Genomic DNA, 16,818 nt, shown 5'->3' with positions numbered 1-16,818 from the left:
TCGCAAATAGGGCGGACAGCAGGGCTTGGGGGTGGGTTAGCGCTGCCCGCTACGGGTGGTGACAGTGCAACTTATGAAAAAAACATGAAGATTCGCCGCATAGTATAACTTTAGGCTGCATGCATAGCATCCTGATTCACTCGGCAAGGGCATAAAAAAGCCGAAGCCCGCTACGTAGCGGGCTTCGGCGGAGAAGTAGGGGGCCGAAATAACCACTCCGGCACGCAAGTTTTTAATCTTAATTTAACCATACTTCGGCCACCACTTCAAAGCGGTGCGGGCCGAACGCGTTGTAGTACGGGGCGGCGCCCTCAAAGCCCAGTACGTGCACCAGGGGCATGCCCTCGAGGCGGCTGGGTACCAGACGTACGGGGTACACGCGGCCCTGCTCGGGCCAGTCGCCGGCGTGGTTGGCCGGGCGGTTGCCCGCGTCGACGCAGTAGGCGTAATGCAGCACGGGCTCGGTGCGCGTGGCTGCCGACAGGCTCAGGTTGGCTACTTCGTTGCTCATTATGCCAAGATACACGAAAGTCGCGCTGATGGTTCACCGCCGGCCTCCCGGGCTGACCAATCCGGGCCTCAACTTTTTCCGCGGGCAGGCAGTATGCGCACTTATCACGGCGGCCCAAACGCGGCCGCCCGCATTGCACCCTCCTTCCCCTTTCTGACATGAAACGCTCCCTTCCCTGGCTGCCACTGGTCCTGGCGCTGCTGCTTCTGCCCCTCACCGGCTGCGACCTGGCCGAGGGCATCTTCAAGGCCGGCGCCTACACGGGCATTATCGGCGTAGTGGTGGTTCTGATCCTGCTGTTCTGGCTGTTCACCCGCTTCTCCCGCCGCCGCTGATTCCGGCCTAAATCTTTCCGATACAAACAGCGCGGCCGGCCCCTGACAAGTGCAGGAGCCGGCCGCGCTGTTGGCGGGGTGCCGCAGGGCTTACTTGGCCGCGCTTTTCTTATCGGGCATGGTGCCGATAATGTGGTCCCAGATGGTAGTCGACACGCCGAAGGCCACTTCGTCCTGCCGGTAGTGGTGCATGGCGTGGTGGTGCCACCAGAACTTGAGGAAGTTCTTGGGCGGGTTGTACACGTGGATGGCGTAGTGCACAAACAGGTACAGCGCGTAGCCGAACACGAAACCGGCCAGCACGCCAAAGCCCGCGTTGCCGAACACGAAGCGGAAGATGAAAAACAGCAGCGAAGCCACGAATACCGTCAGGATGGGCGGCATGGCCAGGCGGGTTTCGTCCTTGGGAAACTCGTGGTGCACGCCGTGCATGGTGTACTGAAACTTGGCCTTGCGGGGCGTATCCGTCTTCATGTGGTACAGGAAGCGGTGCATCAGGTACTCCACCAGGGTGAAGCCAAACCAGCCCGCCAGAAACAGCCCGAAGGCCGACAGGCCGCTCAGCAGGCCCCGGCTCAGGCTGTAGTACAGGCTCACGGCGGCAACGCCGAAGAAAATCGAGAGGGGCGCGGCAATGTGCGTGTGCGTCATACGCTCCAGCACAGGGTTGTCAAACAATTGCGCCGAACCTTTGTGCTTGGGCTTGTGCAGTTGGCCCGACGCCGGAGCAGCCTTTTGTTCCATGATACTCTGGATGGTGTGATTCAGGGGGCAAAAATAGCCACCAGCGCGCAAACGCAGCCCCGACCGAAAGGTTTAGCCGGTGGTGCGGTAGCGCTGGATCAACGCAAACACGGCTTCTACAGTACAGGCGGGGCCGTGGCAGCGCAGAGCGGCCTGCTCGTAAAACTCCCGGCGGGCGGCCAATGTTTCACTTAGGCGCTTTTCCAGCGCGGCCGCGCCCGGGGGTAGGGCAGCCAGCAGGGGGCGCGCAGCGGCGGCGTGCTGCAGGCGGGCCCGCAACTCAGCCACGGGCACCTCGAGCCAGAGGGTGAGGCCGCTCTGCGTGAGCACCCGCATGTTGTGGTGAAAGCAGGGCGTACCGCCGCCGGTGGCCAGCACCAGCCGCTCGTGCTCGGCCAGCACGGCCCGCAGAGTATCGGCCTCCAGCTGCCGGAAATACGCCTCCCCTTCCGCCGCGAAGATATCGGCCACGCTACGGCCGGCGCGCTGCACCAGCTCCTCGTCCAGGTCGCGGAAGGGCAGCTGGTAGTGGGCAGCCAGGGCGCGGCCCAGGGTGGTTTTGCCGGCCCCGGGCATGCCAATGAGGAACAGACGGTCCATCAATTACTAATTGATAATTAATAATTAAGAATGCCCGCAGCCCCGCGGTTTAGCCTTCATCAGCGGCTGCGGCCCCCCCAACTATTAACTGTTCATTATTAATTCAATTTCACCCGCGGGTCGAGCACGGCGTAGAGCACGTCCACGGCGATGTTGATGACCACGAACAGAAAGGCTACGAACAGCGTGGCGCCCATCACCACCGGGAAATCCAGGTTCTCGACGGCCCGCAGCGTGACGGTGCCCAGGCCCTTCCAGTTGAAGATGTACTCAATGAAGAAGGCGCCGGCCATGAGCGAGGCCAGCCAGCCCGACACGGCCGTTACCACCGGGTTCAGGGCGTTCTGCAGGGCGTGGTGCCATACCGTGCGGGCCTTCGACAGCCCCTTGGCCCGGGCCGTGCGCACGAAATCCTGCGACATCACCTCCAGCATGGAGCTGCGCGTGAGCTGCACAATCACGGCCAGGGGCCGCACGCCCAGGGCCAGGGCCGGCAGCAGCAGGTTGCGCCACACCACGTGGGGCTCGGCCGTGAAGGGGTCCGCTTCGAACAGCTGCCCCGTCAGGCTCAGCCCGGTCCAGCGGCTCCAGTAGAAGCCAAACGTCATGGCAATGAGGATGGCGGCCACGAACGAGGGCACTGAAATACCCAGCACCGAGACGGTCAGCAAAGTCCGGTCGACCCAGGTGTGGGCCCGCAGCGCCGCCACGATGCCGAAGGCTATGCCGAGTACCGCCGCCAGCAGCATGGCCGCCAGGGCCAGCCACAGCGTGCCGTCGAAGTGGTCGAGCAGGATGTCGAGTACGTCCTTGTTCGACTGAAACGAGCGGCGCAGGTAGGGCTTCTTGAGCACCAGGGCCCGCTCGCCGCCCAGCGGCAGCAGCTGCACGCCGCCGTAGCGGGCCAGGCCGGCCGAGTCGCGCGGGTGCACGCCCAGGGGCGACACATCGTTGAGGTAGCCCACCAGCTGCACGGGCACGGGCTGGTCGAGGCCGAGGTCGGCGGCAATGGCGGCGCGGGTAGCCACGTCGCTGCGCTGCCCGGCCAGCAGGGCCACCGGGTCGCCGGGCAGCACCTGAAAGAGCAGGAACACCGTCAGGGCCACGCCGGCCAGAATCAGGATGCCGTGCAGCAGGCGCCGCAGGATGAAGGTAATCATGGGTCTTGGGAGCTTGGGGTCTTGGGGTCTTGGTGGTCGTTCAACTTGCTCTGGTTACACCAGCCGTCTGCTCCACTCGGCATCGACCCGGTTTGGCCGCTACGCAGGTGGCTTGGTCAGCCAAGACCCTAAGCCCCCAAGCTCCCAAGACCCCGCTACAGCATTTCCTCCAGCTTGGCGCGGCTGGGAATGTCGTGGTAGTGGAACTTGCCCTTCACCACGCCGTCCTTGAGCACCAGGAAGCCGGGGTTGGAGCGCACCACCGACTTGAGCACCGTGCCGTCGGCGAAGTAGTACTTACCGGGCAGGTTCACCTCGTGGCGGAACACGTCGAACTCGCCCGCCGACGAGCTGGTAATAATCATCGGCGTGATGTCCTTCTTGGAGGAGTCCACCGAAGCCAGCAGGGCGTTGATTTGCGGGAACCGGTCCCGGTCGGCCTTGGTCACGTTCTGGATGACGACCAGCAGCTTGTTGCCGGTCAGCACTTCCTTAGTGAGGTCGGTCTGGTCGGCCTCCCACACCCGAAAGTCGGTGATTTTGGGGCCGTCCTCGGGGTTCAGGGCCACCATCTGCTTAAACTTCCAGAGCGTATCCGTGGGGTACTCCGTGAATTCCTGGGTGGTGCCGCCCTTTTCCATGATGTACTTGTAGCGCAGCGGCGCCGAGGGCTGCATGAGCTTGCCGATGTCGTTGCCCACCTTGTAGGGCAGGAAATCGAAGTAGGGCAAATGGCCCAGGGCGTACACCCCGATGCCCACGGCCACGGCCAGTGCAAACGTCACGTACATGGTGCCCAGGGTGCCCTTGGCGAAGACGCGCCGCAGGAAACGTTGGTTGAAGTACACCACCGCCCAGAGGAAGAGCAGGAACAAGTCCTTGAAGAAGGAGTGCCAGGGCTTGAGCTTGATAAAGTCGCCGAAGCAGCCGCAGTCGGTGACCTTGTTGAAGGCCGCCGAGTAGAAGGTGAGGAAGGCGAAAAACACCAGCAGCGCAAACAGGCTCCAGAGCGTGAAGCGCAGGTTCCAGCGCAGCAGCAGGGCCACCCCCAGCACTACTTCCAGGGAGCTGAGCGTGATGCTCAGCAGCCGGGCAATGCTCTTGAAATACAAGAAGAAAGGCGCGAAGTCGATGGCAAAGACCTCGAAGTACTCCTCCAGCTTGTAAGCCGTGCCGATGGGGTCGTTCAGCTTGATCAGGCCCGAGAAGATGAACAGCGCGCCGAGCAGAAACCAGCAGAGCCGGACAAAGGTGCGCAGCAGGTGGGAAGGCTGACGGCCGGCCGTCATGGCCGAGGTAGCAGCAGCGGAGTCGGAAGTGGACATGGTACAAAGTAAGCGGCTGACAAACGGCCGGGCAACGCGGAATGTTCAGGGAATGGAAAGAAGAACGTCATGTCGAGCTTGTCGAGACATCTCGCGGGCTGATGCGTGATAGTAGCCTTATCCGTTCCACGTTCGCGGGTCAATCGGCTCCCAGTTAGGGTTGAGGGTTCCAATCAACCATTCTTTCTTGGCTCGGCTCCAGTTCTTGAGCTGCTTTTCACGAGCAATAGCCTGCACGGCATCCGGGCTGATTTCAAAATAAATTAACAGGTTACATTGATACCGTCCGGTAAACTTACCCGCTTCGCCGAGCCCTTGACCATGTTCATACAGACGCCGCTCCAGATCATTGGTCACCCCAATGTAGAGTACGGTTCGGGCTGGATTGGTCAGGATATAGATGAAGAAGCTCATGTAGGGAAGATACTATCCAGCGTCAGCACGCGAGATGTCTCGACAAGCTCGACATGACGTTCTTTCCTCTCTCCTACCCCACCTGCGCCGCCGCCCCGCGCAGAATCAGGGCGAAGACGGCGTAGTTGAGCATGTCGCGGTAGTTGGCTTCCACGCCTTCCGAGGCCAGGGTGCGGCCGTGCAAATCTTCGATCTGCTTGGTACGGTGCAGCTTCATCAGGATGATGTCGGTGATGCTCGATACGCGCATCTGCCGCCAGGCCTCGCCGTAGTCGTGGTTTTTGGCGAAGAGCAGCTTGCGGTTTTCGGCCACTTCCTCGTCGTAAGTAGCAGCTACGGCGTCCACGTCCAGATCCAGGGGCGCGTCGGCGGGCAGGTGCAGCTGCATCAGGGCAATGACGCAGTAGTTCACGATGGCCACGAACTCGTCGTCAATCGGCTCCTGCACCAGCTGCACGCCCTTTTCCTGGATGGAGCGGATGCGCTGGGCCTTGATGTAAATCTGGTCGGTGATGCTGGGCAGGCGCAGGATGCGCCAAGCCGTGCCGTAGTCGTGGGCTTTGGCCAGAAACAGCGTGCGGCACTGCTCAATCACCCGGTCGTACTGCCGCGGAGTTTGGTCGTTCAACGTGAAAATGCTATTTTTAAGACAGTGCTTGGTGCTTTGTGCCCAGTGCTTAGGCCGGGGCCGCGCCCGCCCCTTGAGGGCCGCGCCGATACCACCTGCTCACTAAGCACCAAGCACCAGGCACTAAGCACCAAAAAACCATGACCAGCCTGGCCGTGCAAGATACGCTATTTCGGGGGCGGCAAACGCTGCGTTGCCCCGGCGGCACCGTGCTCGATCTGAGCCGCCCGCAGGTCATGGGCATCCTCAACGTCACGCCCGACTCGTTCTTCGCCGGCTCCCGCCTGGAAGGCGAAACCGACGTGCTGCAGCGCGCCGAACAGATGCTGCAGGCCGGGGCCGCCATCCTCGACCTGGGTGCCTACTCCTCCCGCCCCGGCGCCGAAGACATCAGCCCCGACGAGGAGCTGCGCCGTCTGCTGCCGGCCGTGCAGGCCATCCGGAAACGCTTCCCCGAGGTGTTTCTCTCCGTCGACACCTTCCGGGCCCGGGTGGCCGAAGAGGCCGTGCAGGCCGGGGCCAACATGATCAACGACATCGGCGGCGGCCTGCTCGACGAGGCAATGTTTGCCACGGTGGCGCGTTTGCGGGTGCCCTACGTGCTCATGCACATGCGCGGCACCCCGCAAACCATGACCCAGCTCACCCACTACGACGAAGACCTCGTGCTTAGCGTCACGCGCTACTTCCGCGACCGGCTCACGGCCCTGCGCGCCCTCTGGCCCGCCGCCGACGTGGTGCTCGACCCCGGCATCGGCTTTGCCAAAACTCCGCAGCAGGGTTACGAGTTGCTTAAGCGCCTGCCGGAGCTACGCGCGGTGTTGGACTTGCCACTTTTGGTAGGACTTTCCCGTAAAACCCTGGTCTGGAAACCCCTGGGCCTTACGCCCGACGCCGCTTTGCCCGGCACCATCGCCCTGAATACCCTGGCCGTGCTCGGCGGGGCCCGCCTCGTGCGCGTGCACGACGTGGCCGAAGCCGCGCAGACCATCCGCCTCATCGAAAACACGCTTAGCTCCTGACCCTTAACCACCCACCCCATGTTTAACCCCGTCGCCATCGGCTTCCTGCGCATCGGCTGGATCGACGTCGTCGACGTGGTGCTGGTGACCATTCTGTTCTACCAGATTTACAAGCTGCTCACCGGCTCGGTGGCCCTGCGCATCTTCCTGGGCTTTCTCTCCATCTACCTGTTTTACCTGGTGGTGAAAGCCGCCGGCATGGAGCTGCTCACCATGATTCTGGGGCAGTTTATGTCGGTGGGCGTGCTGGCGGGCATCATTTTGTTTCAGCAGGAAATCCGCCGCTTCCTCTTGAATATCGGCAAGGTGACGGCCCTGGAGCGGATGCGCATGTTTTCGTGGCGGCGGGAGCAGCCGCTGCAGCGCATGTCCGTGACGCCCTTCGTGGAGGCGGCCAAGAGCCTGGCCGGCAAGAATACCGGCGCCCTCATTGCCTTTCAGCAGGCTACGGATCTGAAGTTCTTCGCCGAATCCGGCGACCTGCTCGACGCTTCTGTGAGCAAGCGTCTGCTCATGAGCATCTTCAACAAAACCTCGCCCCTGCACGACGGGGCCGTCATCATTGCTCAGGGCCGCATCAAGGCTGCCCGCTGCATTCTGCCGGTGAGCGAAAATCCCGACGTGCCCGCTTCCATGGGCCTGCGCCACCGCGCCGCCATCGGCCTGACGGAAGTCACCGACTCGGTGGTGCTGGTGGTGAGCGAGGAAACGGGGCAGATGTCGTTGGTGCGCGGCGGGGAGGTGTACCGCAACCTGTCGTCGGCCGATCTGCGCGCCAAGCTCAACGAGTTCCTCTTCGACGCCCAGCCCCGGCCGGCGGCCTCGGCTTCGTCGGTGGGCTCGGCGGCTGAAGTGGCCGCGTGAGCAACTCCCGATACTCCATTCTTCTGTGAGGCTATTACTCATCTATTGGCTGCCGGCCGCCGCGCTTCTGCTTATCCATGCCGGGCCGGCCTACGGCCAGGCAATGATGGGTACGCGCGCCCGAAAGGGCGAAGTCCAGTGGATGAACACCTACTTGGGCTGGGCCCCGCAGACATGGGTGAAAGACCGCACCCCGCTCACGGCCGAACTGGCCAGCCAGGTCCCCAACCACTCAGCCGACAGCCTGGTGCTGGTAGTGCCCGCCGACGGCCGCATTCAGCATCCCAGCGGCGCCCAATCCCTGCGCCTGCACCTGCTCAACCCCACGGCGCGGCCGGTCCCCATTGAGCGGGCCGACGCGACGCTGATGGGCCTCAGCCTGCTGCTCTGGGTGGATGGCCGGTGGGTGCAGCCGGTTTTCCCGATGCAGACCTACTGCGGCAACAGTTTCTGGCAGGATACCCTCGCGCCGCGCTCCGTCCTGACCCTGGAGCTGGACGCGGATAACTTTTACCGGGGCACCGTGCCCGTCGACGCCCGGGCCCGGGCGCAGGTCGGAAAGGTGGTGGTAAAGTCGGCGGTGTTTACCGTGCAGCTTTCCCCGCTGCAGCTCTACTACCTGCGCCACCCGCGCGTACCGCTGCCCACCATCAATTGACCACGCCGCTATGGAAGAGCCTACCGTCATGGGCTTTTACGACTTCCCGCGGCCCCACGGCACCCGCTACTACGCCGCCGACCTGGCTACGCCCGAGCAGGTACAAGGCCTGTTCGATTACTGCCAGATTCTGCGGGCCCATATTACTGCTGCGGGCTGGATTTTTCTGCTGGAGCGCTACGGTCTGGCCGAGCTGTACCGCCTCGACCGGCAAAGCGGCTGGTACGACGACCCGACGCTATTGGACTACTGCGTGACCCTGCGCGACCTGCACCATATTCCGCTCCGTTACCTGACGCCGCTTCACCCCTACCTGCCGGCGCCACCCCCTGGCACCGCTGGTGCTTGACCACGTTATGCCCCGCTCCGCACAGTGCCCCATCTGCTTCGGCGCCCTGGAAGTGCGCCTGTGCGCCCCCTACCACGCGTGCGGCGGCGACGTTCCCACGGAGCTGGAGCATCTGCACGCCGGCCGGCACACCTACGCGACCTACGAAGTACGCCCCGGCCGGCGCCTGACCCTGTGCGACTTCTGCGTCCTAGATTTAGGCTCCTACCGCCCCGAGGCGCTGGGCCTGCCCGCCGGGCAGCGGCTGCGCTTCGCTGATGTTCAGTTCGTGGCGGCCGTGGCGCATCCGCGGGCCGCGTACGACCAGTACTGCCCGGGCTGCGGACAGCGGCTGGCGTTTCTGCGGTTGCTGCGGGCTCCTGGTCAAGCTTCCTAAATACTCCTGCTGCCCGCGGGCGCTGGGGGCAATGCTTTAGCGCGGGCGGTAGAGCAGCTGCAGGGTCAGGGAAGGCCGGCCCAGCTTCCAGGGCGCCGGGGCGGGTGCCTCGTCGACCAGGGCGGTGGCGTCGGCGGTGGGCAGCGGCAGCTCGACTTGCTTGCGGGTAAGCAGGAAGCCGCGCTTTTCGGCCACGTACAGCTCGTCGCGGGTGCGGGTGGGCAGCAGCCAGCCGGCGTCGGCGGCCAGCTCCAGGCGGTGCGTCAGCTCCAGGCCGAAGCCCAGGTGGGGCTGCCAGGCCCGAAACGCCCGCTGCCAGGCCACCTGCAGCCGGTCGGCGTCCAGCCGGGTGCCGTCGAGGCGCAGCTGGGCGTCGGGATTGTCGAAGGTGCCCAGGGCGTAGCGCAGGCGCTGCCGTACGTGCGAGGCGCCCACCCGCAGCCGCAGCGGGCGGTGGTGGGGGCGCAGGTTGTAGGCGTAGGTGGCCCCCAGCCCGTAGCCCTGCCCGCGGAAGTCGCCCACGGCCCGGCGGGTCAGGTAGTCGATGGAGAAGGACTGGCCCACGCCCAGCCGCAGCGCAAAGGAGTAGTACGGCACCCATTGCGGGGCCGGGCTGCGGCGCCGGGCCTCGGCCCGAAACGCGGAGCCGGCCGGCGCGAACGTCAGGGCCAGCTCGGCGGGGCGGGCCTGCAGGGGCAGCACGCCCAAGCCCGCGCCGCTGTGCAGGGTAATGGTGATGCTGCGGCCGGGCGGCGGGCCGCCGATACGGGCCGGGCGGGCGCCGGGAGCCGCCCGGCCCGTATCGGCGGCGGGGGCAAAAGCCTGCTCGGCGTGGCGCTGCCGCTCCTGCTCGCGCAGGGCCTGGCGCAGCTGCGCGGGCGGCAGCAAGGTGGTGGCGGCTTGCCAGAACGTGGAGTCGTAGCGCACGGTATTCTGCAGAAACACGTCGCGGTACTGCGCCCGCTCGACGTACTTGGGCGCCGCAGCCTGGGCGGTGTCCACGGCCGTGGTCAGAAACTCGCTCAGGTGCTGCACGCGCCGGCCGCCGCTGAGCCGGGCCAGCGTCTTGTACCACACGTTCTTCACGTGCCAGCGCTCGGCGTAGGGCTGGTAGTCGATGCGGTAGGCGCGCAGCTCGGCGTCGATGTTCAGGTGCTCGTTGCGGATGCCCACCGGGGTGCGGTGCCACTCGGCGGCCACGAAGGCGTAGCTGTCCTGCGCGATGTAGAGCTGGCCCTCAAACTCGGCGCGGGTGTTGCCGGTCCGGGGCCCGAAGCTGATGACGTACACCGGCTGGTCGCGGAAGGTGGTCAGGTCGCTGAGGCGGTAGTCGTAGTCGCGGAAATCGGCCTCGTTGATAAAGGCCAGCCGGTTGTGCACGAAATCGAAGCGGTGCGGGATAAACGGCCCGGCGTACCAGCCGAAGCTGCTGAAGCCGCGCACCGAGTCCAGGGCCACCTTGCGCGACTGGCGAATCACGATGTCGCCGTCGTCCTTGGGGCGGGTGTAGGGGGCTTTATAGGCCGTCAGCACGGCTTCGGCCAGGTAGCGGTAGGCGCCCTGGGGCAGGTAGTTGTCCGACTCCCGGAAGAAGCCTTCCAGCCGGGTGGGGCGCACGGGGTAGTTCCGCGGGATGCGGGCCACCGCCTCGCGCACGATGCCCAGCACCGAGCCCTGCACCGTGACTTCGCGCAGGGAAGTGGGCCGCGGGCGCAGCTCAATGCGCAGCTCCGGCCCCGGCAGCGGCGGCAGCGCCTGCCGGTGCTTCTGGTAGCCCATCATCACCACTTCCAGCTGCCCACTCTGGTGGGCGGCCGGCACCAGCAGCGAAAAGTAGCCGTCGACGCTCGTAACGGTGCCCAGGCGGTTGTCGGCCACCCCGATCTGGGCGTTGGGAATGGGCTGCCGGGTTTCGGCGTCGAGCACGCGGCCGCGCAACATCACGGATTGGGCCGGCGCGGCCAGGGCCAGCAGCCAGGCGCCGGCCAGCAGCCAGATAATCTTGGAAAACATGTCGAGCAAAGGATAAGAATCAAGTGGAAAAATAGCAGGCGGCGGGCAGGCGGCCTATTAAAGGTTGCTAATGCTTGGGGGTGGGGTATGCGGGCAGCGCGGGCAGGCCCCGTTGGCTTTGCCAATCTCGCGCTGGCGTGTGTCGGCGAGGCGTATCAGCGGACGGGCCCGAAGGGTGCAAGCGGTTCAGGTTTGAGTTTGTCGGGCAGTAAAACGGCTGTCAGACCCCATTCCGCATTTCGGAACGGGGTCTGACAGCCGTTTTTAGTTATTCCGCATTTCGGAATGGGGTCTGACAGCCGTTTTTGCTCGTTCCGAAATGCGGAACGGGGTCTGACAAGTGTTTTCGGCCGTTCCAGATTTCGGAATGGGGTCTGACAGCCGTTTTTGCTTACTCCGCGAAAAGGAACCGACGAACCGGTTGCCGAACTCTTTCGCGGTGTTTTAGCCGGCCGTGGTTGTCGCCTTCTTCTTCTGTTGCTTGGCCGGCAATGCCCCCAGGTTAAAGTAAAGCTCTGCTTTCTCCGGCTCGGCGGCAAAGGCGTGAATAAAGGCCCCGAAGTTGGCAAACAGATGTACGGCCAGGGCTTTCTGGTCTTTGCCAATAGCCTGCCGGCCATCTTTGTTGATTTTTTCTGCTTTGCCCTGCTCGGTGCCGGCGTCCTCAAAGGTTTTCAAACGGGTTTGCAGCTCCGTCACAACGGCCGCCGGCACTAGCTCGGCGTATTTGCGGGCCGTCAGAATAAAGGCCCGGATATCGGTACCGATGGCCTTCTGCGATGCTCCGGAAAACGCCGTACGCCCCTTGGGGAAAAACTCCTTGTACACCGCCGACTTCTCATCGTGCTTGGGCAGAATATGCACGCGGGCAATTTCGGCCGGGTAGCTTTTCAGCGCTTCAAACGCCTCCCCGACGGAAGTAGTCTGGTTGCCGCGGGCGGCCAGGCCGGCCTTGCCCGTACCCAGCCCCACCTGAAACTGCTCGTACAGGGGCCGCAGCTTGGCGGCCATGGCCTTGGTGTCGGGGGCGCCTGCGGGCTGTTCGTCGGCTTCCAGCGCGTCGAGGTGGTCACCCACCAGCTGCTTCATGGTTTCGCGGCTGATGCTTTTGCTCAGGAAGAAATTCCTGGAGCGTTTTTTGAATGGCGAGGCCATACGTGGGAATAGTGAAAGGTGGAAAGATGGACGACTTGCAATAGGTAATGGTAGGTATGCGGGGCGTGGAGGAAATATAGAAAAATAGCTTTTAATACGCCCTTTATTTTAGCACTGACGTAGCTCTAAATTTTCTAACACGGACACTCTTTTTCTTTCCATCTTCTGCGTAGGAAATATGTTTTTGGCGATTAACCAGGCCAAAAAGAAGATAGATTTTACGTGTTACGCTAGATAGTTGCCCAGCAAGTGAGTAATGCCGCGTAAATCCTGTATACACCGGAAATATTCCTCCCCCGTACCAGCGCCCTCTTTCAATCGAACTCACTCGGCCATCAGGATGATAATCGATTGTTCGGCCATTTTTCTCTGCCCTGACAAATTTCTGCAGCCGGCCCGTATCGTAATAATCCCGGGTCACTGCCGCGCGGAACACATGATAGCCTGGCGCGTCGCCATTACGCTTTACGCTGAATTCTTCTTCCTTGCTCGGCACAAATCCCTGGTCACCGACCAAGACGTAGGCTCGCCTTATTAGTAGCTTTTTCTTTTCGTCCAGACGCTGTTCGTAGCGCCGGGTTTGTACCAGCTGACCGGCACTAGTGTAACAGCGCCAGATACCCGTTTTTATATAGGTGCCGCGCTCCTGTCGTTTGCGTATATCGGTGACCGTGACAACGACTTCTTCGGCCCCAATACTGCACGGCCCCACCGCGTAGCTCCCATCCGAAAAGCGCACCTTCCATTCGCCGACCGGCCAGCCATCTTTGAAGTAGCCGGTAGTAGTAGTGCGGATTTGACTGCTGGAATAAACGTGTTCACCCTGGTATAGCCCCTGCTTATCTACCTGGCTCAGGGTATCTCCGGCAGCAGTAATAAAGGTGTCGTGATGAGAGCCGCCAACCCAGTAGGCCCCGCACTGATAATCCGGTGCCTGAGCTAGTAATAGCAACAGCGCTGTAGAAAGCATGGCTCCGGTTTTCAGGTTAATTAAACGGGTAAAATAAGCAGGACCGCTATTAACGTCCCCGCTGGCGGGCGGGCGTCTCTGACGCGTGCCCACCGGCACCGCGTCAGAGACGCGAATCGTGCGGGCTACTCCAACGACCAGCGTTCTGGCGGGCGCGTCAGAGACGCGCGCCAGCGGAGTTAGGCCCTACTTATACAGCAGATACCGTTGCCGCATCTGCTTGTACTGGCCCAGGGCCGGCTCCCAGGAGGCGCGGATCTGCGCCGGCGTTTTACCGGCTTCGATTTGAGTTTTGAAGTCGGTGGTGCCGGCCAGGCCGTTGATGTTGCCGATTTCCTTGCTCTGGGTGCGGTCGAAGAACTTCGCCTTATCGGGGTAGGCCTGGTAGAGGGTAATCATCCAATCCAGGTTGAGGCGCCCGGTTTTGCGCCACTGCCGCACGTCGTACTGGCGCAAATCGAGGCCGTAGCACTCCTGGTTCATATGTAGCGGTGTCTCGCTCATACCCGGGATGCTGACGGGCGTGTAGGCGAAGCTGAACTTGCCTTTCAGGGCCGGGCTGCCGAGCACGGTGAAGGGGAACTGCGTACCGCGGCCGTGGTTGAGCACGGTGCCCTCGAACAGGCAGGTAGCGGGGTAGAGCAGGATGCTCTGCTGGGTGTTCAGGTTGGGCGAGGGTTTGACGGGCAGCACGTACTCCAGGTCGTGCCGGTAGTTCTTGACGGGAATGATGCGGAGCTTGCAGGGCTTGCCGCCGGGCAGCCACATTTCGCCGTTCACCATCTGGGCAAATTCGGCCACGGTGAGGCCGTGGGCAATGGGAATGGGAAACTGCCCGATGCCCGATTTGAGCTTCATATCCAGCACCGGCCCGTCGACGAGGTAGCCGTTGGGGTTGGGCCGGTCGAGGATGAGCAGCTCCTTGCCGTTCTGGGCGCAGGCGTCCATCAGGTTGCGCAGCACGTTGATGTTGGTGTAGAAGCGGCAGCCCACGTCCTGCACGTCGTAGAGCAGCACGTCCACGTCGGCCAGATCCTCGGCGGAGGGCTGCCGCTTCGGCCCGTAGAGTGAAATGATGGGAATACCGGTGGCCGGGTCCTTTTCGTCGGCCACCTTCATGCCGGCGCTGGCGTTGCCGCGGAAGCCGTGCTCCGGCCCGAACACCTTCACGATGTTGACGCCCCGCTGCGGCAGGCTGTCCACCAGGTGCTTCTTACCGATGATGGTGGTGGGATTAGCCAGCACGGCCACGCGCTTGCCTTTGAGGTAGGGCAGGTAGGCTTCGGTCTGGTCGGCGCCGGTGACGATGCTGGTTTTGGCCGCCGGGCGGAGTGCGGGCGGTTCGGCGGGCCAGAAGGTGATGTAGGCGGAGGCGCTGCCGGCTACCAGGAGCGGAACGAGGAACAGGGGCAGTTTCATGACGCGGGCGGGAATGGGTGGGAAACGGCTTAAATTAATGCTTCCCGACCGGCCTCTTTCTATCTTCCGCCATGAGCCCATTCCGTTTGCTGACGCTGATACCGCTGTGGGTGGCCTGCCAGTCCACTTCTCCTACCGTTATCGACTCACCAGACGCCGTCGCGGCCCCTCAGACGCAGGAGGCGCAGGAGGTGCGCTGGGCGCAGGAGTTTTTCCAGCAGCACTACCGCTACCACGAACAGCCCCGGTACACGGGCACGCTGGGCGTTATCGGGCGGAAAGGCGAGTTACTGGTTGTCTACAATCTTAGTGACACATTGCGAATCGTCGATGTCGACCCGACTTATTACAGCCTGTTTACCCAAGGCATCATCCATCCCGACCAGCCGGATTCGCCTTTTTACGAAGTCTGTAACATCGAACCGCACCCTATTCCGACGGATTCCCCTCAACGCAGGCGATTTACGCTCTGGCATTTCAGTCGCTGGGAGCTTCACCCTGAAGTATACTTGTTTGAATTGACCAACCTGCAAGCCACGACGACTACCGACCAAAAGACGTTCGTGGCGGGGGCGACTCTTACCTTCATGCAAAGAGGCTGGGGTGTTTTGTAAGAACGCGCCCAGTGCGTAACAGCACTGAAAACAACAAGGCCCGCCGAAGCTTCGGCGGGCCTTGTTGTTTGATCAAGCGGGTAGCAAGCCTCACGGCGTGTTCGTCACCACCTGCCCGGCTTCGGGCTGCTGGGCCTCCGGCGCCTTGATGGTGCCCAGCTCCCGGCCGACTTCGATAAAGGCGTTGATGGCCTTGTCCAGATGCTCCCGGGTGTGGGCGGCGCTGAGCTGCACCCGGATGCGGGCCTGGCCCTTGGGCACCACGGGGAAGTAGAAGCCCACCACGTAAATACCCTTTTCCAGCATCTTGGCCGCGAAGTCCTGGCTGAGCTTGGCGTCGTAGAGCATGACGGGCACGATGGGATGCTCGCCGGGCTTGATGTCGAAGCCGGCGGCGGTCATCTTCTCGCGGAAGTACTTGGTGTTTTCTTCGAGCTGGTCGCGCAGCTGGGTGCTTTCCGTCAGCAGCTCCAGCACCCGCAGCGAGGCGCCCACGATGGCCGGGGCCAGGGTGTTGGAGAACAGGTAGGGGCGGCTGCGCTGGCGCAGCATGTCGATGATTTCCTTACGGCCGGAGGTGAAGCCGCCCATGGCCCCACCGAGGGCCTTGCCCAGCGTGCCGGTGATAATGTCGACGCGGCCCAGCACGTCGCGGTACTCGTGGGTGCCGCGGCCGGTTTTGCCGAGGAATCCCATGGAGTGGCACTCGTCAATCATCACCAGGGCCTCGTACTTGTCGGCCAGGTCGCAGATTTTATCGAGCTGGGCAATAGTGCCGTCCATCGAGAACGAGCCGTCGGTGACGATGATGCGGTGGCGGGTGCCCTTGGCCTGGGCGTCCTGGAGCTGCTTTTCCAGGTCCTGCATATCGTTGTGGGCGTAGCGGTAGCGCTGGGCCTTGCACAGGCGCACCCCGTCGATAATGCTGGCGTGGTTCAGCGCGTCCGAGATGATGGCGTCCTGCTCGTTGAACAGGGGCTCGAACACCCCGCCGTTGGCGTCGAAGGCGGCGGCGTAGAGAATGGTGTCCTCAGTGCCCAGAAACTCGGCCAGCTTGCGCTCCAGCTCCTTGTGAATGTCCTGGGTGCCGCAGATAAAGCGCACCGACGACATGCCGTAGCCGTGCGAGTCGATGGCTTCCTTGGCGGCCTTGATAACCTCGGGGTGCGATGAGAGGCCTAGGTAGTTGTTGGCGCAGAAGTTCAGCACTTCGCCCGCCTCCGAGGTTTCGATTTCGGCGCCCTGGGGCGAGGTAATGACGCGCTCCTTTTTGTAGAGGCCGGCGTCCTTGATTTCCTGGAGCTGCTGCTGCAGGTCGGGCTGAAGGGTGGTGTACATGGGGAATGGATTGCAGTGACGGGGAAACTGCTGGCGAAGGTACGGCGGCGGGGGCAGTAGCGGTGCTAGTTTAGAACGGGGTGAGTAGGTTCCAACTAGAGCTAAGGTTAGTTCCCCTCCTCAGCTGAGGAGGGGCTAGGGGTGGTTGAAAGATTAGAATTAGAAAGCTAAAAGCTAACTGACGTTCCAAAACGAAGTCAACCACCCCTTGTATGATTGCACTGCCCTATCTTCTGGGTAGCCAGCCAAGGAAGCGGAGTCACCTACCATCCCTAAATGCGGGGCTTCGGCCTCGACCTTGTGGGTTAGAGCCAGTGCTCCGC

19 protein-coding genes are annotated in these 16,818 nt (G+C 62.8%); 7 read left to right on the top strand and 12 right to left on the bottom strand.

The window, feature by feature from the left end:
• Nucleotides 1-238 precede the first annotated feature (238 nt).
• Nucleotides 239-511 carry a hypothetical protein gene (locus tag EJV47_RS23540; RefSeq protein ID WP_126695666.1) on the bottom strand — a complete coding sequence of 91 codons (273 nt, stop codon included), beginning with the start codon at nt 509-511 and terminating at the stop codon, nt 239-241.
• 158 nt (nt 512-669) lie between these two features.
• Between EJV47_RS23540 and EJV47_RS28230 the strand changes: the two genes are divergently transcribed.
• Nucleotides 670-846 carry a hypothetical protein gene (locus EJV47_RS28230; protein WP_165903907.1) on the top strand — a complete coding sequence of 59 codons (177 nt, stop codon included), beginning with the start codon at nt 670-672 and terminating at the stop codon, nt 844-846.
• 90 nt (nt 847-936) lie between these two features.
• Here the strand turns inward: EJV47_RS28230 and EJV47_RS23535 are convergent, their stop codons facing one another.
• From EJV47_RS23535 to EJV47_RS23510, 6 genes are all read right to left on the bottom strand, one after another.
• The gene (locus EJV47_RS23535) at nt 937-1,590 is read right to left on the bottom strand and encodes a sterol desaturase family protein (protein ID WP_126695665.1); all 654 of its coding nucleotides are present in this window, start codon (nt 1,588-1,590) and stop codon (nt 937-939) included.
• Between the two features lie 72 nt (nt 1,591-1,662).
• Nucleotides 1,663-2,190 (bottom strand): shikimate kinase, encoded by a 528-nt coding sequence (locus EJV47_RS23530; RefSeq protein WP_126695664.1) that lies wholly within the window; start codon nt 2,188-2,190, stop codon nt 1,663-1,665.
• A gap of 98 nt (nt 2,191-2,288) precedes the next feature.
• Entirely contained in the window at nt 2,289-3,350 is a 1,062-nt protein-coding gene (locus EJV47_RS23525; protein ID WP_126695663.1) for an ABC transporter permease, read from the bottom strand.
• A 155-nt stretch (nt 3,351-3,505) separates the two neighbouring features.
• On the bottom strand, nt 3,506-4,675 hold the full coding sequence (locus EJV47_RS23520) for a BT_3928 family protein (RefSeq protein ID WP_243651293.1): 1,170 nt from the start codon (nt 4,673-4,675) through the stop codon (nt 3,506-3,508).
• Nucleotides 4,676-4,792: 117 nt separating this feature from the next.
• The gene (locus EJV47_RS23515) at nt 4,793-5,089 is read right to left on the bottom strand and encodes a GIY-YIG nuclease family protein (protein ID WP_126695662.1); all 297 of its coding nucleotides are present in this window, start codon (nt 5,087-5,089) and stop codon (nt 4,793-4,795) included.
• Between the two features lie 73 nt (nt 5,090-5,162).
• Nucleotides 5,163-5,717 carry a DUF1599 domain-containing protein gene (locus tag EJV47_RS23510; protein WP_126695661.1) on the bottom strand — a complete coding sequence of 185 codons (555 nt, stop codon included), beginning with the start codon at nt 5,715-5,717 and terminating at the stop codon, nt 5,163-5,165.
• A gap of 140 nt (nt 5,718-5,857) precedes the next feature.
• Between EJV47_RS23510 and folP the strand changes: the two genes are divergently transcribed.
• The 5 genes from folP to EJV47_RS23485 all read left to right on the top strand — a co-directional run bounded on the left by folP (nt 5,858) and on the right by EJV47_RS23485 (nt 8,986).
• Complete coding sequence (folP, locus tag EJV47_RS23505; protein ID WP_126695660.1) at nt 5,858-6,739, top strand: dihydropteroate synthase; 882 nt, start codon at nt 5,858-5,860, stop codon at nt 6,737-6,739.
• 18 nt (nt 6,740-6,757) lie between these two features.
• Nucleotides 6,758-7,603 carry a diadenylate cyclase CdaA gene (gene cdaA / locus EJV47_RS23500; protein ID WP_126695659.1) on the top strand — a complete coding sequence of 282 codons (846 nt, stop codon included), beginning with the start codon at nt 6,758-6,760 and terminating at the stop codon, nt 7,601-7,603.
• A gap of 142 nt (nt 7,604-7,745) precedes the next feature.
• On the top strand, nt 7,746-8,261 hold the full coding sequence (locus EJV47_RS23495; RefSeq protein ID WP_165903906.1) for a hypothetical protein: 516 nt from the start codon (nt 7,746-7,748) through the stop codon (nt 8,259-8,261).
• 10 nt (nt 8,262-8,271) lie between these two features.
• The gene (locus tag EJV47_RS23490; protein WP_126695657.1) at nt 8,272-8,610 is read left to right on the top strand and encodes a hypothetical protein; all 339 of its coding nucleotides are present in this window, start codon (nt 8,272-8,274) and stop codon (nt 8,608-8,610) included.
• Nucleotides 8,611-8,617: 7 nt separating this feature from the next.
• Nucleotides 8,618-8,986, top strand: a complete 369-nt coding sequence (locus tag EJV47_RS23485) for a hypothetical protein (RefSeq protein ID WP_126695656.1) — start codon at nt 8,618-8,620, stop codon at nt 8,984-8,986.
• Between the two features lie 36 nt (nt 8,987-9,022).
• Here the strand turns inward: EJV47_RS23485 and EJV47_RS28975 are convergent, their stop codons facing one another.
• The 4 genes from EJV47_RS28975 to EJV47_RS23465 all read right to left on the bottom strand — a co-directional run bounded on the left by EJV47_RS28975 (nt 9,023) and on the right by EJV47_RS23465 (nt 14,543).
• Nucleotides 9,023-10,999, bottom strand: coding sequence for a carboxypeptidase-like regulatory domain-containing protein (locus EJV47_RS28975; protein ID WP_126695655.1), 1,977 nt, complete (start codon nt 10,997-10,999; stop codon nt 9,023-9,025).
• 444 nt (nt 11,000-11,443) lie between these two features.
• Nucleotides 11,444-12,154, bottom strand: coding sequence for a hypothetical protein (locus EJV47_RS23475; protein WP_126695654.1), 711 nt, complete (start codon nt 12,152-12,154; stop codon nt 11,444-11,446).
• A 103-nt stretch (nt 12,155-12,257) separates the two neighbouring features.
• The gene (locus EJV47_RS23470; protein WP_126695653.1) at nt 12,258-13,124 is read right to left on the bottom strand and encodes a hypothetical protein; all 867 of its coding nucleotides are present in this window, start codon (nt 13,122-13,124) and stop codon (nt 12,258-12,260) included.
• A gap of 186 nt (nt 13,125-13,310) precedes the next feature.
• Nucleotides 13,311-14,543 carry an exo-beta-N-acetylmuramidase NamZ family protein gene (locus tag EJV47_RS23465; RefSeq protein ID WP_126695652.1) on the bottom strand — a complete coding sequence of 411 codons (1,233 nt, stop codon included), beginning with the start codon at nt 14,541-14,543 and terminating at the stop codon, nt 13,311-13,313.
• A gap of 71 nt (nt 14,544-14,614) precedes the next feature.
• Between EJV47_RS23465 and EJV47_RS23460 the strand changes: the two genes are divergently transcribed.
• Entirely contained in the window at nt 14,615-15,157 is a 543-nt protein-coding gene (locus EJV47_RS23460) for a hypothetical protein (RefSeq protein WP_126695651.1), read from the top strand.
• Between the two features lie 90 nt (nt 15,158-15,247).
• On the opposite strand, the gene kbl is transcribed toward EJV47_RS23460, so the two are convergent.
• Complete coding sequence (kbl, locus tag EJV47_RS23455; RefSeq protein ID WP_126695650.1) at nt 15,248-16,495, bottom strand: glycine C-acetyltransferase; 1,248 nt, start codon at nt 16,493-16,495, stop codon at nt 15,248-15,250.
• Nucleotides 16,496-16,818 lie beyond the last annotated feature (323 nt).

It is taken from the genome of Hymenobacter gummosus, from assembly GCF_003970915.1.
GTDB lineage: Bacteria > Bacteroidota > Bacteroidia > Cytophagales > Hymenobacteraceae > Solirubrum > Solirubrum gummosum.
This window is presented reverse-complemented; position numbering and strand designations above follow the sequence as displayed.

Bases quoted from the DNA above. Each gene is read 5' to 3' on its own strand.
- kbl (WP_126695650.1), bottom strand. From the start codon at position 16,495: ATGTACACCACCCTTCAGCCCGACCTGCAGCAGCAGCTCCAGGAAATC.
- EJV47_RS23515 (WP_126695662.1), bottom strand. From the start codon at position 5,089: ATGAGCTTCTTCATCTATATCCTGACCAATCCAGCCCGAACCGTACTC.
- EJV47_RS23530 (WP_126695664.1), bottom strand. From the start codon at position 2,190: ATGGACCGTCTGTTCCTCATTGGCATGCCCGGGGCCGGCAAAACCACC.
- EJV47_RS23495 (WP_165903906.1), top strand. From the start codon at position 7,746: ATGAACACCTACTTGGGCTGGGCCCCGCAGACATGGGTGAAAGACCGC.
- EJV47_RS28230 (WP_165903907.1), top strand. From the start codon at position 670: ATGAAACGCTCCCTTCCCTGGCTGCCACTGGTCCTGGCGCTGCTGCTT.
- cdaA (WP_126695659.1), top strand. From the start codon at position 6,758: ATGTTTAACCCCGTCGCCATCGGCTTCCTGCGCATCGGCTGGATCGAC.
- EJV47_RS23475 (WP_126695654.1), bottom strand. From the start codon at position 12,154: ATGGCCTCGCCATTCAAAAAACGCTCCAGGAATTTCTTCCTGAGCAAA.
- EJV47_RS23485 (WP_126695656.1), top strand. From the start codon at position 8,618: ATGCCCCGCTCCGCACAGTGCCCCATCTGCTTCGGCGCCCTGGAAGTG.
- EJV47_RS23490 (WP_126695657.1), top strand. From the start codon at position 8,272: ATGGAAGAGCCTACCGTCATGGGCTTTTACGACTTCCCGCGGCCCCAC.
- EJV47_RS23465 (WP_126695652.1), bottom strand. From the start codon at position 14,543: ATGAAACTGCCCCTGTTCCTCGTTCCGCTCCTGGTAGCCGGCAGCGCC.
- EJV47_RS23470 (WP_126695653.1), bottom strand. From the start codon at position 13,124: ATGCTTTCTACAGCGCTGTTGCTATTACTAGCTCAGGCACCGGATTAT.
- EJV47_RS23520 (WP_243651293.1), bottom strand. From the start codon at position 4,675: ATGTCCACTTCCGACTCCGCTGCTGCTACCTCGGCCATGACGGCCGGC.
- EJV47_RS23460 (WP_126695651.1), top strand. From the start codon at position 14,615: ATGAGCCCATTCCGTTTGCTGACGCTGATACCGCTGTGGGTGGCCTGC.
- folP (WP_126695660.1), top strand. From the start codon at position 5,858: ATGACCAGCCTGGCCGTGCAAGATACGCTATTTCGGGGGCGGCAAACG.
- EJV47_RS23535 (WP_126695665.1), bottom strand. From the start codon at position 1,590: ATGGAACAAAAGGCTGCTCCGGCGTCGGGCCAACTGCACAAGCCCAAG.
- EJV47_RS28975 (WP_126695655.1), bottom strand. From the start codon at position 10,999: ATGTTTTCCAAGATTATCTGGCTGCTGGCCGGCGCCTGGCTGCTGGCC.
- EJV47_RS23525 (WP_126695663.1), bottom strand. From the start codon at position 3,350: ATGATTACCTTCATCCTGCGGCGCCTGCTGCACGGCATCCTGATTCTG.
- EJV47_RS23540 (WP_126695666.1), bottom strand. From the start codon at position 511: ATGAGCAACGAAGTAGCCAACCTGAGCCTGTCGGCAGCCACGCGCACC.